At 56.6% G+C, this 15,618-nt stretch carries 18 protein-coding genes and 1 pseudogene; 7 read left to right on the top strand and 12 right to left on the bottom strand.

The genetic code is table 11. The features are described from left to right. Positions 1-7 precede the first annotated feature (7 nt). Entirely contained in the window at positions 8-328 is a 321-nt protein-coding gene (gene trxA, locus ACR0AU_RS21230; protein WP_170397826.1) for a thioredoxin, read from the top strand. An 84-nt stretch (positions 329-412) separates the two neighbouring features. Here the strand turns inward: trxA and ACR0AU_RS21235 are convergent, their stop codons facing one another. Beyond that, positions 413-676, bottom strand: coding sequence for a hypothetical protein (locus ACR0AU_RS21235; protein WP_170397824.1), 264 nt, complete (start codon positions 674-676; stop codon positions 413-415). A 268-nt stretch (positions 677-944) separates the two neighbouring features. Here ACR0AU_RS21235 and ACR0AU_RS21240 point away from each other — a divergent pair, with 268 nt between their 5' ends. Continuing rightward, positions 945-1,295, top strand: a complete 351-nt coding sequence (locus tag ACR0AU_RS21240; protein WP_170397821.1) for a Lin0512 family protein — start codon at positions 945-947, stop codon at positions 1,293-1,295. Continuing rightward, positions 1,292-1,654: a Lin0512 family protein gene (locus ACR0AU_RS21245; RefSeq protein WP_170407917.1), complete on the top strand. Its 363-nt coding sequence runs from the start codon at positions 1,292-1,294 to the stop codon at positions 1,652-1,654. The genes ACR0AU_RS21240 and ACR0AU_RS21245 overlap by 4 nt, the downstream gene beginning before the upstream one ends. A 55-nt stretch (positions 1,655-1,709) precedes the next feature. On the opposite strand, the gene ACR0AU_RS21250 is transcribed toward ACR0AU_RS21245, so the two are convergent. Next, positions 1,710-1,907 carry a DUF1127 domain-containing protein gene (locus ACR0AU_RS21250; protein WP_170397815.1) on the bottom strand — a complete coding sequence of 66 codons (198 nt, stop codon included), beginning with the start codon at positions 1,905-1,907 and terminating at the stop codon, positions 1,710-1,712. 197 nt (positions 1,908-2,104) lie between these two features. Between ACR0AU_RS21250 and hslV the strand changes: the two genes are divergently transcribed. Together hslV and ACR0AU_RS21260 are read left to right on the top strand one after the other, a co-directional pair. Beyond that, positions 2,105-2,662 (top strand): ATP-dependent protease subunit HslV, encoded by a 558-nt coding sequence (hslV, locus tag ACR0AU_RS21255; RefSeq protein ID WP_170397812.1) that lies wholly within the window; start codon positions 2,105-2,107, stop codon positions 2,660-2,662. After that, positions 2,659-3,012 carry a hypothetical protein gene (locus ACR0AU_RS21260; RefSeq protein WP_170425354.1) on the top strand — a complete coding sequence of 118 codons (354 nt, stop codon included), beginning with the start codon at positions 2,659-2,661 and terminating at the stop codon, positions 3,010-3,012. The genes hslV and ACR0AU_RS21260 overlap by 4 nt, the downstream gene beginning before the upstream one ends. A gap of 29 nt (positions 3,013-3,041) precedes the next feature. On the opposite strand, the gene ACR0AU_RS21265 is transcribed toward ACR0AU_RS21260, so the two are convergent. Together ACR0AU_RS21265 and ACR0AU_RS21270 are read right to left on the bottom strand one after the other, a co-directional pair. After that, positions 3,042-4,283, bottom strand: coding sequence for an MFS transporter (locus ACR0AU_RS21265; RefSeq protein ID WP_170733761.1), 1,242 nt, complete (start codon positions 4,281-4,283; stop codon positions 3,042-3,044). Between the two features lie 105 nt (positions 4,284-4,388). Further along, positions 4,389-4,790 carry a DM13 domain-containing protein gene (locus ACR0AU_RS21270; RefSeq protein WP_170397803.1) on the bottom strand — a complete coding sequence of 134 codons (402 nt, stop codon included), beginning with the start codon at positions 4,788-4,790 and terminating at the stop codon, positions 4,389-4,391. A gap of 198 nt (positions 4,791-4,988) precedes the next feature. Between ACR0AU_RS21270 and hslU the strand changes: the two genes are divergently transcribed. Next, complete coding sequence (hslU, locus tag ACR0AU_RS21275; RefSeq protein ID WP_170407914.1) at positions 4,989-6,296, top strand: ATP-dependent protease ATPase subunit HslU; 1,308 nt, start codon at positions 4,989-4,991, stop codon at positions 6,294-6,296. Between the two features lie 97 nt (positions 6,297-6,393). Beyond that, positions 6,394-7,491, top strand: coding sequence for an alpha/beta hydrolase (locus tag ACR0AU_RS21280; protein ID WP_480796268.1), 1,098 nt, complete (start codon positions 6,394-6,396; stop codon positions 7,489-7,491). Here the strand turns inward: ACR0AU_RS21280 and ACR0AU_RS21285 are convergent, their stop codons facing one another. The 8 genes and pseudogenes from ACR0AU_RS21285 to ACR0AU_RS21320 form a co-directional block, all read right to left on the bottom strand. Next, positions 7,492-8,313: an ATP-binding cassette domain-containing protein gene (locus tag ACR0AU_RS21285; protein WP_480796269.1), complete on the bottom strand. Its 822-nt coding sequence runs from the start codon at positions 8,311-8,313 to the stop codon at positions 7,492-7,494. Next, the gene (locus ACR0AU_RS21290) at positions 8,310-9,308 is read right to left on the bottom strand and encodes an ABC transporter ATP-binding protein (protein ID WP_170397793.1); all 999 of its coding nucleotides are present in this window, start codon (positions 9,306-9,308) and stop codon (positions 8,310-8,312) included. Before ACR0AU_RS21290 ends, ACR0AU_RS21285 begins: the two co-directional genes overlap by 4 nt. After that, positions 9,305-10,435, bottom strand: a complete 1,131-nt coding sequence (locus ACR0AU_RS21295; RefSeq protein WP_170397790.1) for an ABC transporter permease — start codon at positions 10,433-10,435, stop codon at positions 9,305-9,307. Before ACR0AU_RS21295 ends, ACR0AU_RS21290 begins: the two co-directional genes overlap by 4 nt. A gap of 4 nt (positions 10,436-10,439) precedes the next feature. Further along, positions 10,440-11,444, bottom strand: coding sequence for an ABC transporter permease (locus ACR0AU_RS21300; RefSeq protein ID WP_170397787.1), 1,005 nt, complete (start codon positions 11,442-11,444; stop codon positions 10,440-10,442). A 61-nt stretch (positions 11,445-11,505) separates the two neighbouring features. Next, entirely contained in the window at positions 11,506-13,545 is a 2,040-nt protein-coding gene (locus ACR0AU_RS21305) for an ABC transporter substrate-binding protein (protein WP_170397784.1), read from the bottom strand. 20 nt (positions 13,546-13,565) lie between these two features. Beyond that, a complete protein-coding gene (locus tag ACR0AU_RS21310; RefSeq protein ID WP_170514169.1) occupies positions 13,566-14,459 on the bottom strand; it encodes a DeoR/GlpR family DNA-binding transcription regulator in 894 nt (297 codons plus the stop codon). Positions 14,460-14,637: 178 nt separating this feature from the next. Continuing rightward, positions 14,638-15,477 carry an EamA family transporter gene (locus tag ACR0AU_RS21315; RefSeq protein WP_170397778.1) on the bottom strand — a complete coding sequence of 280 codons (840 nt, stop codon included), beginning with the start codon at positions 15,475-15,477 and terminating at the stop codon, positions 14,638-14,640. Between the two features lie 2 nt (positions 15,478-15,479). Then, positions 15,480-15,618: pseudogene (locus ACR0AU_RS21320) on the bottom strand (iron-containing alcohol dehydrogenase); the annotation flags it as partial.

Here is a 15,618-nt window from a genome sequence, read left to right on the forward strand (position 1 = left end):
GACAGACATGTCGACCGTAGCCGTTACCGACGACACCTTTGACGCCGAAGTCAAGAATTCCGATATCCCCGTCGTGGTGGATTTCTGGGCCGAGTGGTGCGGCCCCTGTAAGCAGATCGGCCCCGCCCTGGAAGAGCTGGCCAGCGAATATGGTGGCAAGGTGAAGATTGCCAAGGTCGATGTCGACAGCAACCCAAACTCAGCCGCGGCCATGGGCGTGCGCGGGATTCCGGCGCTGTTCATTTTCAAAGACGGTCAGGTGGTTTCGAACCGCGCTGGCGCGGCCCCGAAGGCGGCCCTGCAAAGCTGGATCGACGAGTCGATCTGACCTTCGCTAGTGTCCGAACGCAAAAAGGCGCCCCGCATTAGGCGCCTTTTTTTGTGAAAGCCACTGCGTGACAAGAGTTTAGACTCACTTGATGGTCCATCTCACCGATACTCCCGCGCCGTCTTTGTGGGTAAATGTAACGGTGTCGTCTGCGATTGAAACCACCTGACAGTCATGGGGCATCACTTCACCGACGATCACGATTCTCCGACAGTAATACCTGTCTTTCCACTCCCACGTGCCGCTGATACTGCCACCTTTCGGGCCTTTGCCCTCAACCGTGCCGTCCTTGTGAATTGTCACCCAGGTTTCGCCCTGAACCAGCTTCTTATCAACGATCAGGTTCATAAATTTCGCTTTGTTTTCTATGACTTCAGCGGATACGCCTGGCGCCAGAAGTCCAAACAACAACAATGATGACATGAGCCGAAAATACGTCATGGAATCAAACCTTTCATAGATCGTGTGCTTAAACAGACAGAATTCTAGTCGATAGCTGCGGTACACACCAAACATTCGGGTTTCGTGGTTTGGCCGGATGCAGTTCACTGTACTGGTTCTTTCAATTCGCAAGAACTCGTGCAGATTGTCGGGTCATCAGGAATAAGGAGGCGACATGCCCAAAACTCGGGTATTGGTGGAATTCGGTATGGGTACGTCGCTTCGGCGCGAAGACTATACCGAAGCAGCGCTGCGCGCGCTCAAGGATGCGCTCTGGCATAACTCGGTCAATATGGCGGAATTGTTCGGATTCCCGAAAGAGGCCATGATCATCGACGCGGAAATCGGAGTACAGCAACCGGACCGGGTGGATTCGCAGGCGTTGAAGGCCATTTTCCCCTACGGCCAGCCCAACATCACGGTCACACATGGTGGCTTGGATATCGACAAACCCCATTCTGAAGGTCGCACGGTGATCGCCAACGCCGCGATCGTTGTCTCATTTGATATGGAGCCCGCCCGATGACGGAAAAACGCATCATTCTGGAGATGGGGACCGGCAACGACCTGTATGGTCAGGACTATACCAAGGCCGCGCGCCGCGCTGTTCAAGACGCGCTGCACCACTCGTCCATCACGCTGTTTTCCAAACTGGGCATCAGTCATGAGGAGATGCGCGTTGAGGTCACGATTGGCGTTCAACAGCCTGAGAAGGTTGATTGTGATCTTGTCGCCTCGGATCTGCCGCGGGGCCGCGCCTCGGTTCGGGCGGTCAAAGGGGGACTGGATGTCGAGGATGCCGAGGCGGGTACCCGGCATGTCGTAGCCACTGCTGCAGTTGAGGCTTATCTGCCTGATCTCGCAGGTAAATTCGTCGAAAGCTGAAAAAGAAAAAGCCGCTCAATCGAGCGGCTCATCTTATAAGTGTTCAAATCCTGGATCAGAACTTGGAGATATCAGCGCGGGTCAGCCCGACGTCTTCCAGCTGCTCGTCGCTCAGTTGCGACAGTTCGTTGCGTGTCTGATATGATTTGTACCATTCGACAACGTTTTCGAATGCATGAGAGAATGCGTCCACTGCGTGCAGGATGGTGACTGCTCCGCGCGGCGCATGGGTTTTTGCGATTGCGTTTGCCATGTGCTTAGTCCTTTTAACAGAAACAGCCGACCCGTTGTCGGTTGTAAGCCTCATGTAACTCCGGCGGCTGAGTCTCACAAATGCTGACTCAACAGCCCCGGTTTGCGTTTACTGCATATCTTTTGGGCAGTTTTAGAACCGGTTGCGCAGAACCCGTGCCCGGCCCATATATGGCAGCACGGATAACGGAGGCATTCATGGCAGACAGCGATTTTCCCGGATGGCACGGCACCACTATTATTGGCGTCAAGAAGGGCGGGCAGGTTGTCATCGCCGGGGACGGGCAGGTCAGCCTGGGCCAAACCGTGATCAAGGGCACTGCGCGAAAGGTGCGTCGCCTGACACCGGGCGGGTTCGAAGTGGTCGCCGGATTCGCCGGATCTACGGCGGATGCGTTCACGCTGCTGGAACGTCTGGAAGCCAAGCTTGAGGCGACGCCCGGCCAACTGGCGCGTGCTTCGGTCGAGCTGGCCAAGGACTGGCGCACCGACAAGTATCTGCAGAAGCTCGAGGCGATGCTGATTGTGACCGACGGCAAGGATCTGCTCGTGATCACTGGGGCAGGGGACGTGCTTGAGCCGGAACACAACGTCGCTGCAATCGGGTCGGGCGGCAACTTTGCCCTGGCGGCGGCCCGTGCGATGATGGATAGCGACAAACCAGCCGAAGATGTGGCGCGTGAAGCTATGGCAATTGCTGCGGATATCTGCGTCTATACCAACGGCAATCTGACGGTTGAGACGATCGGGTCATGAGTGCGGTTCTGGCAGCGATATTTGGTGGGCTGATTGGCGGTATTGTTGGGCCGATTGTGCTTGAGGAATATCGGAACCGGAAGCACGCCAAGACATGGAAAGAGCCTCGCAAGAAGCTGCTTGAGTCCATGTTGAGGGATACCAAATACAAGTTCAAAACTCTGGAACGGCTCAGCAGAACAATTGGCTGTACCGAAGATCAGACACGCTCGCTATTGATCGAGCTGGAAGCCAGAGGCGCTGTTTCAAAGAAGACCAAAAAGGAAATTTGGGCACTGATAGAGCGCGCGCCATTACAGGAAAGCCAGCGCAAACTTGACGAAGAAGAAATCGAGGAAGAGCAGGAGTAGGCGACCCTTTCCGCTCTATCGGCTGTTCTTTACGCCAATAGCGCTTTGATCTCTTTCCCCTTCCACCTCAGATGCATCCCGATCAGGCCCATCAGGGCAGTGACGATGACGATGTAGTAGGGGACGCGGATGTCGATGCTCATCAATCCGCCTCCGATCAGGGACATGATACCGCCTGCTAGGCAGAACACGGCTGTGGTCACGCCCATGACCCAGCCCTGATCCGTTTCGGCAACGCTGGATGAGAACAGGCCTAGCAGCGTCGGGTAAGAAACGCCGAAGAAGAAGTAGAAGAAAAAGACCGGAATATAGCTCAGTACCCCGCTGGGGCTGAATGCGAAGGCAAAGCCACAGATCACCATGGTGACCAACGAGGTGTAGATGATCTGGTGCTTGCTGAACCTCTCTTGCGCTGGTTTCACAAGGAAGGTGCTGGAAAAGGCCAGCGCAACGCCAATGACCACCATCGCCATGCTGCCCCCTATTACGCCATAACCCCACGCGCTGGTCAGGAAGTTGTCGACGAATACATAGAAAGTAACGTTGGCGACCATGAACAGGGCATAAACTGGCATGATTTTCAAAACCAACGGGTGTTCGCGCACAGCTAGGAGGCTGTCGGTTATGTCGCGGGGGCGGAAGACGAAGGGTTCGCGCTCGGTTCTGGTATCCTTGAAGAACGCGGTCACAAGAAAGATTGCAATCAGGACCAGCACAAACGCCCCGTAGAAAGGCGTTTTCAATGTCGCCGCGCTGCCCAATAAGGCTGCATCGGACAGAACCGCGCCTATGATCGGTCCTCCGACCAAGCCAAAGCTGACACCGGTCACAATATAACCCATGTTGCGGTCGCGGTCGGCAGCGTCGGTGCTGCCATCGATCATCGCCGCTTGTGCGATGGGCTGATTTCCAGCCGTAAACCCGGTGATCGAACGACCAATGATTAGCAATAGCAGGCTGTTGAGATAAAGCGCTGCGATGGTCAGGGCGTAACCGACCAACGCCCCGGTCAAACAGACCAAAAGGGCATTCTTGCGCCCGATGGAGTCTGAAACTTTCGAGACATAGACCACCCCCAGAAACCAAGACAGGAAGAAGCAGCCGATCACCAGACCATAATAAAAGTGCCTTGTGCCCATGGCCGTGCTTTCCGGCAAGAAGCCGGACTTCGTTTCCATGATCAGGGAGTTGATGATGGGAAACACCAGCCCTTGTCCGATCAGGTCAACAAAGACCACAAACAGCAGGGTGATCTTGGCAATCTTGGTCATGAAAACGCCCCCAGTTCCAATATCTTGGGGCGAGTGTAACAGACAGTTGCCCTGTCACCTAACGGCGTGTCAGAGGCCGGAAAGCCCGACCCCTGAAGGGTGTGATTACTTCAACGAAGCAACGCCCAGCGGGACGCCGGCAACCTCGCACCAAATGTAAACTTCGTTGTAGCCCGAGACATCCATGGTTGGCGGTACGGCATAGGATTGCTTGCCGGTCAGGTGCAGCAGCGCGCCCAGTTTGCTGTCTGGGGCGTATGTGCCGTCCTTACCAAATGCGACACGCGGGTCGGGGCCGTTGTCCAGCGAAAAGTCGTCGCCCAGTTCAACGATGTAACGCTCGCCATCTTTGACCAGTTTTACCGAACCGGTAGTGACGTGGTTCGAGCGGCCTTCAAATGTGCCTTTCTTTTTTGCGCCACCGGCCAGGGCAGCGGTGGTGCCGACCAGAGACAGGGCCGCGCCGGTAGCTGCAGCTTTCACAAAAAGCGAACGACGAGTCATCATGATGAGGTATCTCCCTAATGTCATACGGACGCAGAGTCCGTCGCGAAAGGTTATGCCGCAGACGCTGTGCATCTGGCGATTCACTTCACCACGAAATTCCGTGTGCTGCCCGTGAGTTGCCGTGATCTTCTCGTGATCGGCTTGTGTTTTCGCGCCGTATGATTAGGTTCCGCTGCGAAACACACGGATAGAACACATATGACCGACCTGACCCCGCGCGAGATTGTCTCGGAACTGGACCGCTTTATTATCGGGCAGAAAGACGCGAAACGCGCCGTCGCCGTGGCGCTACGCAACCGCTGGCGGCGCAAGCAGTTGCCAGATGACATCCGCGATGAGGTCTATCCAAAAAACATTCTGATGATCGGACCCACCGGCGTTGGCAAGACCGAGATCAGCCGCCGTCTGGCCAAACTGGCCCGCGCACCCTTCATCAAAGTTGAAGCCACCAAATTCACCGAGGTCGGCTATGTCGGTCGGGACGTTGAACAGATCGTGCGTGATCTGGCTGACGCCGCAATCCTGCAAACCCGCGAGTATATGCGCGAGGATGTCAAAGCCCGCGCCCATCAGGCCGCCGAGGATCGCGTGATCGAGGCGATTGCTGGAACCGACGCCCGCGAAGCGACGCGGGAGATGTTCCGTAAGAAGCTGAAAGCGGGTGAGCTGGACGATACCGAAATCGAGTTGGAACTGTCAGATACCACGAACCCGATGCCGATGTTCGATATACCGGGCCAGCCGGGTGGTCAGATGGGGATGATGAATCTGGGTGATATCTTCGGCAAGGCCTTCGGTGGAAGGACCGTCAAGAAACGCATGACTGTCGCTGAAAGCTATGAGGCCTTAATTGGGGAAGAGGCCGACAAGTTGCTGGATGATGAAACTGTCAACCGTGTGGCTTTGGAATCGGTCGAACAGAACGGCATCGTGTTTCTGGATGAAATCGACAAAGTCTGCGCCCGATCCGATGCGCGCGGGGGCGATGTCAGCCGGGAAGGGGTTCAGCGCGACTTGCTGCCTCTGATCGAGGGCACCACTGTCAGCACCAAACATGGCCCTGTGAAAACCGACCATATCCTTTTCATCGCATCCGGTGCGTTTCACATCGCCAAGCCCTCGGACCTGCTGCCAGAACTTCAGGGCCGTTTGCCGATACGCGTGGAGCTGCGCGCCCTGACAGAAGAGGATTTCGTACGTATCCTGACCGAGACCGACAACGCTCTGACCCTGCAGTATACTGCCCTGATGGGCACTGAAGAGGTCACGGTCAGTTTCACCGAAGACGGGATCGCAGCCTTGGCCCGGATTGCTGCGGATGTGAACCAAAGCATCGAGAATATCGGTGCGCGGCGGCTTTACACGGTGATGGAGCGCGTGTTCGAAGAGCTTTCGTTCACCGCACCGGATCAGGCAGGGGCTGAGATCACCGTCGATGCAGGTTTCGTGAACGACAATCTTGGCGAACTGACAAAATCCACAGACCTCAGCCGTTACGTTTTGTAACAGGTGCCAGCCGGATTTTGCCAATGAGTCGTTCCCTCAGGCTGGACGCGGGGCGGGAATACGGTAGCGTAGCCCTGTAACTTCACAGGGGCAGAGCGTGCTGCGCTATTTCATCATCATTGTGACGCTGTCTGTGCTGACCGCCTGTGCGGATCGGTCTATCACAGAGATCACACCCGAAGCCCTTAAGGTCGGCACCCCCGCCACGGTCTTTGCCGCCACTACCCGTGCGCGCGAGCCGGATGGCAGCTACGGAGCTAACCGTGCCGTGGCATTGCGTTACCTTGAGATGACCGTCTCGATTCCGCCGTCGCACACGCCGGGTGAACTCAAGTTCTCATACGCGAACCCGAATCCGAACAAACAGTTTGTCGTGGCCGATGTTACCGAGTTCTCGGGTCCGCAGGATCTGAAGTCCCGTCTGCGTGGCGTGGATGACGTGGTCATCTTTGTTCACGGGTATAACGCCACGCAGACCGAGACCGCATTTCGGGCCGCTCAGCTGAGCCATGATATCGGTATCCCCGGAACTATTCTGATTTATTCCTGGCCCAGTAAGGCACGCGGCACCGGTTACGCCTATGATCTGGACAGTATGCTGTTTGCCCGAGACGGGCTGGAACAGACCATTAGATTGCTCAAATCAATGGGCGTAAAGCGGGTCGTCCTGATAGCGCATTCGATGGGCAGCGCACTATCGATGGAGATGATGCGGCAAGCCGAACTGCGCGAGCCGGGATGGGCAAGCCGCAATCTTGAGGGGGTCATCCTGATCTCACCTGATCTGGATGTGGATCTGTTCCGATCCCAGATGAACAGCATCAAGAGCCCGCCCGACCCGTTTGTGGTGATGGTGTCCCAGAAGGACAAGATTCTGAACCTGTCGGCTCGGCTGCGCGGCACCGCGGACAGTCAGAGGTTGGGTAATATCAGTTCGGTCGACGCATTGGCCGAATATCCGATCAGCGTGATCGACACGACTGCATTCAACAGCGATGCGGGATCATCTCATTTCGTGGCGGCGACGTCTCCGGCGCTGCTGGCCATTCTCAGTTCGGTCCGCCGGGTCAGCAACACCTTTGGCCCCGACCGGCCTGGCATCGATGTCCTTGTCCCACCCAGCGAGCGCAGCGCAGATGGAGCGACCGAGATTGTGCTGACCGAGACCGGACAGGCGCAGGTCAGCGCGCCCTGATCAGGCACGCATTCGATGATCGGGGTCCAGCGATGGGATCGCATCCAGCAACCGCTTGGTATAGTCTTGCTTGGGAGCGGCAAACAGTTCGCGCGTTGGGGCGCTTTCGACGATCTTGCCGTGATACATCACAACCACAAAATCGCAGGTATGGGCCACAACCGACAGATCGTGGCTGATGAACATGAAGGTCAGGCCCATATCTCGCTGAAGGGATTTCAGCAGGTTCAGGATATCCGCCTGAATCGACACGTCCAGCGCCGCCACGCATTCATCGGCAACTACAAATCGCGGGTTGCAGGCCAGCGCCCGCGCAATCGAAATCCGCTGACGCTGACCGCCCGAAAACGCGTGCGGATAGCGTCGCAGATGTTCAAGGTTCAACCGGCATTTGCCCGCAATCTCGCGAACCCGCGCATCGGTTTCCTCGCGCGATGCGGTCAGGCCCATCACCTCCAGCGGTTCGGCTATGATATCACGCACGGTCATCCGAGGACTAAGCGCCGCGTAAGGGTCCTGAAAAATCAACTGAGCCCGACGGCGATAGGACTTGAGATCGGTTGCTGACATTTTGGTCAGATCGAACTGCTCTTCACCATCATCATAGCTTGCGCCACCGCTGGTGATTGGAACCGCATTCAGCAATGCGCGGCCAAGTGTTGTCTTGCCCGAGCCGGACTCGCCGACCACCCCAACAAAAGCCCCTCGCGGGATTTCGATCGAGACGTTGTCGACCGCCTTCAGCGTGCGCTTATTAAACAACCCGCCACCAAGGGGAAATTCGACCGACAGGTTTTCGGTTTTGATCAGTGCATTTGTCATGGCTGGCCTGGCACGTCTTCGGGGAAAATGGCTGCGAAATGGCCGGGGCTGACCTCGGTCAAGGGTGGGCGTTCCGTTTCATATCGCGATCCGGGTTTGAGTTCCGGGTTGCGTGGATGGAACACGCAGCCTGATGGCCGCTCCAGAGGTGAGGGGATATCGCCAGGGATCGGGGTTAGCGGTGCGTCCAGATCATCGAGTTTGGGTAACGCGTTCAGCAGGCCACGCGTATAGGCATGTGCCGGATGGCGGATCACCTCACGCACAGGTCCGCTTTCCATGATCCGACCCAGGTACATCACCGCAACCCGGTCGGCGGTTTGGGCGACGACGCTTAGGTCATGGGTGATGAAAACGATGCCCATGCCGAACTCGGCCACCAGATCCTTCATCAGATCCAAAACCTGAGCCTGAATGGTCACGTCCAGCGCCGTTGTCGGCTCATCCGCGATCAGCAGTTTGGGCTTGGTCGAAAGCGCCATGGCGATCATCGCCCGCTGACGCATCCCGCCCGACAATTCGAAAGCGTATTGGTTGAACCGGGCCGCCGGTTCAAGGATACCCACCCGGTCCAGCATTTCGATCGATAGTTCTTTGGCCTGCTTTTTGCTGAGGTCCGTGTGGATCAGCAACTGTTCAACCATCTGCTTGCCGATAGTGATCGCGGGGGCAAAGCTGGCCATCGGCTCTTGGAAGATCATACTGATCGCCCCGCCGCGCACAATCTCCATGTCCTTGGGCCGCTTCAGCGCCATGATATCAACCGGGCCGCTGTCGAGATGCAGATCGATCCGGCTTTCCGGCGCATAGATCGCGTTGGGTGGATTTAGTTTCATCAGTGACTTTGCCGTCACTGATTTTCCCGATCCACTTTCGCCGACCAGCCCGAGCACCTCGCCTGGGACGAGTGAAAACGAAACATCCTCGACCGCCGTGATCAACCCTTCATCGGTTTTGAACTGAACGGACAGGTTTTCGACATCGATCAGGCTCATTTGCGGGTCTCCGAATAAGGATCAGCCGCATCGCGCAGGCCATCGCCAACGAACACGAAAGACATCACGAGAACGACAAAGAAGATGACCGGGATGAAATACCATTGGTAATTCAGCAGAACATCCGCCTTGGTCACATTCTGCAACATCACGCCAAGTGAGTTGACCGGATCTTTCAGCCCCAGCCCGATAAAGCTGAGCGCGGTTTCGCTGAGGACCATATAAGGGAACGAGATCACCAGATCGACGATGATGTAGCTGGTGAAGCTGGGCAGCAGGTGACGCCGGATGATGTGGCCCGGCGACGCGCCGCACAGTTTCGCCGCAAGCACGTATTCCTGATTGCGTTCCGTTAGCAGATGGGTACGCACCCGCCGCGCCAGCGTCGGCCAGCCGACCAGTCCCAATATGGCCGTTATCACGAAAAACCGTGTCTCGGCCGACCATTCCGGCGGGATAAAGGCCGCAATCGCCATGAACAGAGGTATGGCCGGAACCGTACGGATCGCATCGGTGATCATTTGGATCACACTGTCGACCATTCCACCGTAATATCCGGCCACCCCTCCGATCGCGAGCGCCAGCACGAACGAAATCATCACCCCAAGCGTTCCGACCTGTAGCGACGTCCAAACCGCATGCAGTGTACGGCTGAAGATATCCTTGCCGGCACTGTCGGTTCCGAATAGGTGAACATAGCCCTGATCGACACCAAACAGGTGGATGTTACCGGGAATGACTCCAAACAGCTTATATTTGTCGCCCCGAACGAAGAACTGGATATATCGGCGTTCATCCTCGTTCACTTTCTCGACCCAGCGGAAATTGGTCGCCAACGAGCGTTCGCGGGTTACCCCGTGCAGGAACGGGCGGATCGAGCAGCCATTCTTGTCGCAGAATTTTGGAATCTGCGGGGCTCCGTTCAGATAGTCTTTGTCACGCCCTGCGGCGGTCGGATCGTAAGGCGACAGGAACGGAGCAAAGATGCCCGACAGGATCAGGACGACCAGAACTGTGGCCGCAATCATCGCCGCGCGCTGTTTCTTGAATCGGGCCCAGATCAACTGACGCTGCGAGGCGGTGAAATAGGCTTCTTTTGCCTTTTGGTTGTCGATTGTCGCAGTCATCTGGTCACCTAAGGATACTTTTGCGCACGCGCGGATCGATCACCGCAAGCAGAATGTCGGTGAAGAAATTCAACGTTACGATTGATGCCGTCAGCAGAAAGATGATGGCCCCCGCAAGTTGCTGATCATTGGACCGCGCCAACGCTTCAAGCAAAAGCGCCCCGGCTTCGGTCAATGTCAGGATCAGCGCCACAATGGGCAGTTCGTTGAAGATCCGGTTCAGGTCAAAGCCAAGGCTGTTGACGATCGGCCCCAGCGCATGACGGGCCGGATAGCGCCATAACAGTCGGCGGCCATAAATGCCCCGCGCGGCAGCAGCGGTGACATACAGCTTCCCGATCTCATCCGACATCAACGCGCGCACGGTCTGCAGCGCAAAGGCTGTGGCCGACCAGCCCAGAATGAAGATCGGCAGCCAGGCGTGTTTCAGCAAATCGAGGAACTTGCCCCAAGACCAAGGCGCTTCTTTGTACTCGGGCGAGAACAGCCCGGTCAGAGTCTCGCCGAAATAAACGGTTGAAACCAGCATCACCATCAGGGCCAGCAGGAAGTTCGGCATCGCCAGACCCAGATAGCTGACGATCCGCAGCGAGTTGTTCAGTACCGCACTGCGCGAGGCGGCAGAAATGATGCCCACAGGGATTGCAATGGCATAAGCCAGCGTCAAAGCGCCAAGGCAGATCCACAGCGACAGCCAGAACTTGTCGCCCAGCAGCTGTGCAATATTCACCCGCAGGATGCAGCTTTCGCCGAAATCGCCACGAAACGCCCCTGACAACCAGGTGGCCCATCGGGTCAGGAATGGTTGATCCAACCCCAGTCGGGCGCGTTCTGCTGCAACGTCAGCAACGGTGATCGCGGACCCTTGGGTGTTTTTATACGCCAAATAGCGCTCGGCACAGTCACCGGGCACCAGTTCCATCAGTGAAAAAACAATCAGCGATACGATGACCAAAGTGACCAACGCCATAACCGCCCGGGTGGCGGCAAATCTGCAGAATTGCAACATATCTGTCCCCGCGGGATGCGCGAAGGCGGGCGCGGGCGCCCACCTTCTTATCTTCTCAACCTTATTCGCTCAGCCACCACTGTGCGGGGCGGTAAGGATAGGTCCGATAGAACTCGTAAGACTGCGTTTTGAACTCGGTAAAGTTCTGCAGGTTGTTCGAGTGATAGATCGGGGCAGGAGCATTCACGGTACCCAGGAACAGCAGCTCGCCGGTCATGATCTCGACCATCTTCTGCGCGGCGGATACTGACGCATCAGAGCCGGGTGCACTGGACTGATAGGTGTCCAATGCAGCCTTCAGATCCGCGACCCAAGCCGGCGGTTCAACACCGTTTTCACCGTTTGAGCTGATGTATTCAGCCCAGAGCATACCTGTACGTACGTCGAAATAGCCATCAAACGGAGGCACCCAGATCTCGCTGTCCCCGAGGATCGACCCGGCTGGCTGGCTCTTCAGCCATAGGCCCATATCCAGCGAGTTGGCCGTTTGTGCGGCGCGGAATTCGTCGGATGTCACCTCTTTGATCGCGGTGTTGACGCCAACGTCTTTCCAGTTCTGAGCAATCAGTTCCACCAGTTGCGCCGAAGCTGGCTGGGTCGAGAACTGCCAATCCAGAACAAACGGATCACCATTCGGCAAGTCGCGGAAGCCATCACCGTCCTTGTCGACAAGACCGACTTCGTCCAGCAGCGCATTGGCGCGCTCTGCGTCGAATTCGATCTCATGGTTCGACCATTTTTCGTCGATGAAATCGGGACGTGGCGAGAAGCCGATGTACTGTGTCGGCGTTCCCAGACCAAATGCGACAACCTCGTTCAGCTGGTTGCGATCCATCGCAACAGACATCGCAGTTCTGAACCGGATATCATTAAAGATCGCGCGCTTGGCCTCGTCTTCTGCGGTCACATTGAAGGTCAGAACCGGATAGCCGATCGAAGGCTTCACCTCGACCGTGTAGTTACCGTTCTCCTGACCTTCGAGCAGCACCGGAGCGGATGTCAGGTTAACACCTTGCGATTTGTAATCGACCTCGCCATTCAGCAACTTAAGGGTGCGAACTTCTTCGTCCGGAACGTAAGTTTCATCCATTTCCGAAATGTAGGGAAGCTGGTTACCCTGCGTATCGACCTGGAAGAAATAGGGGTTGGCCACGTAGTGACGACCCTCGGTGCTCTCCTTCACAAGGATATGGCTCTCCAGCGTCGGCATGGTGTCGGTGGGAAGACCCGCCAGTTTGTCACCGGCTGTCAGCATCGGAGATGGCGTATCCATCCAGTCCGAGTTGCCATAATAGGCCTTGATCAGCTCGTACCCGTTTTCATAACCAAGCGCCTGCGCGTTGGCGTCGGCGTTGTCATCCAGCGCCGGGTGGAACTTTTCAAAGAAATGCTTGGGCTGGTAGGGCTGCACATAGGTGAACGAGAATGTCTCGGTCAGGCCAGGCTTGGGCGCGGCAAGGGTAAAGCGGACGGTGGTGTCGTCCAGCGCTTCGACCTTCATCGGCTCACCGCCCGCCAGCGCATAATCCTTCGCTTCAGCGATGACATTGGTGTCCATCATCAGGTTATCGTACCAGAAGACGATATCCGCCGCCGTAAATGGCGCGCCATCCGACCACTTGTGGCCTTCACGCAGATTCACGGTCAGCACGGTGAAGTCATCGTTCCATTCCCAGGATTTCGCCACGTTGGGCACCAGGGTCTGCAGGTCGTCGGAATAGCGGAACAGGTTGACGTGACGCACCGAAAGGAAGTCCGAGGTGCCGCTTTCTGTGGCGTTGGAGAGCGCGTCCAGAACACCGCCATACTGACCTATCGAGTCATAGGGTACGATGACCAACGGGTCAGCCGGCAGACGATCTGCCACGGCCGCAAGATCGCCATTGCCACGGATCATGCCGTTCAGATCCCCAATAGCCGGGTTTTCTGCAAAGCTGAGCGTACAGTTTGCAGCTGATTGAAACTCGGACAGATCAAACTGCTGAGGATAAGCACCGGCTGCGACGCCCTGCATATCCGCGACGGTTGCAGCAGGACAATTGGCCCAGGCCGCGCCCCCGATTGTGGCAAAGGCCACACCAGACATAAGAAGCTTTTTCATGTTTTCTCCCTAGGTTTTGTTTATTTCGTTTTGCGTTTCCGAGAGCCCGATTTTCCCGCTTTGCTTTCGGAGGTTTCTTTGTTCTTTTTTTGCTTCCGGGGCTCTGTTTCATCTGGCCCGGATTTGACATCGTATTGCGATGCAATGTGCACTTGGACCCCAGCTTGCTTGAGAACGGGTGCAAACGCATCAGGTGGCGCGATATCGGTCACCAGATCCGTCACCTTGTCGAACGGGCAAGACACGTTGGCTGCCTTTGCACCGAATTTGGTGTGGTCCGCTGCAACGATCATGCGATGCGTGTTCCCTTGCAGCGCACGGGTCAGATCCGCCTCTAGCGGGTTCGAAGCCAATACGCCTCCAACCAGCGACAGTGCATCCGCGCCGCAGATCACCGCGTCATAGCTGTACTGACACGCGAGTTCTTCAGCCGCACGGCCAAAACTGCCTCGCTCGGACCGGATTACTTCGCCCCCTGCCAGAACGGCGCGCGTGCCATTGTGATCGGCCAGGGATGCGACAACTGACAAAGAGTTGCTAACGACGGTCAAACCCCGCAGCTCACGTAGTTGCTCGGCCACATGAGTCATGGTCGAGCCAACGGTGATGAACAACACCATCTCGTCCTCAAGCAACCCGCAGACCCGCCTGGCGATGTTGGTTTTCTCGTCGGCATTATACTCCAACGCGCCCGAAAACATCGGTGTATCCTGCGCCCGAGACAGAAATGTGCCGCCATGCACACGCTCAACCTTGTTCGCGCGCGCCAGTGCCTTGACCAAACGACGCACAGTTTCCTCAGAGACGTCCATGATCTGGGCGATCTGAGTGTTGCGCGCTGACCCCCCCAGCCGCGCAAGGACATCCAGCAGCTCTCGGCCACGATGTGGGATGGTTACGCTATCATCATCCATTTTCAGACTCGGTCACATTTTCGCGCAAAAATCCACAATAAATGTAAATCTTTTGCGACAATTTTGGTTTTTTTGTCTTTTCCGGTCAACATGGCACAACAAACCTGCAGTTTCATGCGGCGTGACAGGTGGATTTCAGATCTCTCGCAAGAATCATTCAACTCATCCCAGCATGTGTTCATGACGACAATGCGATCAGCGTCACGCCAGCAGCCATCATCACGGCCGCCAGAAGGCGTCGCATGGGATTGCCCTCACCCAGGAACAGAAATCCGATTAGGGCCGCGAAGATCACTGAAGTTTCGCGTAAGGCTGACACGACGCCAAGCGGAGCGAAATTCTTGGCATAAAGCACTAGGCCGTAAGCCGTCATCGACACCATTCCGCCTGCAATCCCGATCACCCAGATGCGCAGAGGCAAATCAAGCACACGCGCGCCTCGCCGTAGCGCGACAAAGCCCACAACAAAGATATGCAGAACCGAATGCCAGGCCCAATAACTCAAGATGTTGCCTGACACCCGCACGCCCAGGCCATCCACAAGCGAGTAGATGGAAATAAAGCAGCCCGTTCCCAATGCGAAAACAAGCGATGCCCTACCGACCCCTTGCCTCAAAACCGACCAGCTGGACAGTTGAATGCCGGTGGCAATCACCGCGATCCCAATCCAGGCCTGCGTCGGCAGATGTTCGCCCGCAAATATCACGGCCCAAAGAGCGACCAGCGCAGGAACCACACCGCGCGCGATCGGGTACACCACACTGAGATCACCATGCCGGTAGGCCTGATTCAGCATGTAGAAATATCCGAAATGAACAACGGTCGAACCTGCCAGATATGGCAGGCTCTCGACATTCGGGAGCGGCAGAACCGCCACCATCAGCGCCCCCGGGATAACATGCCCCAGTGCAACCAGACCCAGCGTGACCGTTCGGTCAGCGGCCGTTTTTACAACCGTGTTCCAGATCGCATGCAGTAACGCGGCCGCAAGGATTATGAGAACGATTTCAGCGCTCACTGTCAGATCGCCGTATTAAACAGCTCAGTGATGTTTTGTTGGTTGAGTTGGATCGGATTCCCTCCGCATGAGGGGTCGATGATTGCGCCTTGGACCAGTTCGGGGATGGCGGCTTTGGTGACGCCGAGGTCGGAGAGATTG

The sequence above is a fragment of the Ruegeria sp. CG1 genome (genome assembly GCF_056537265.1).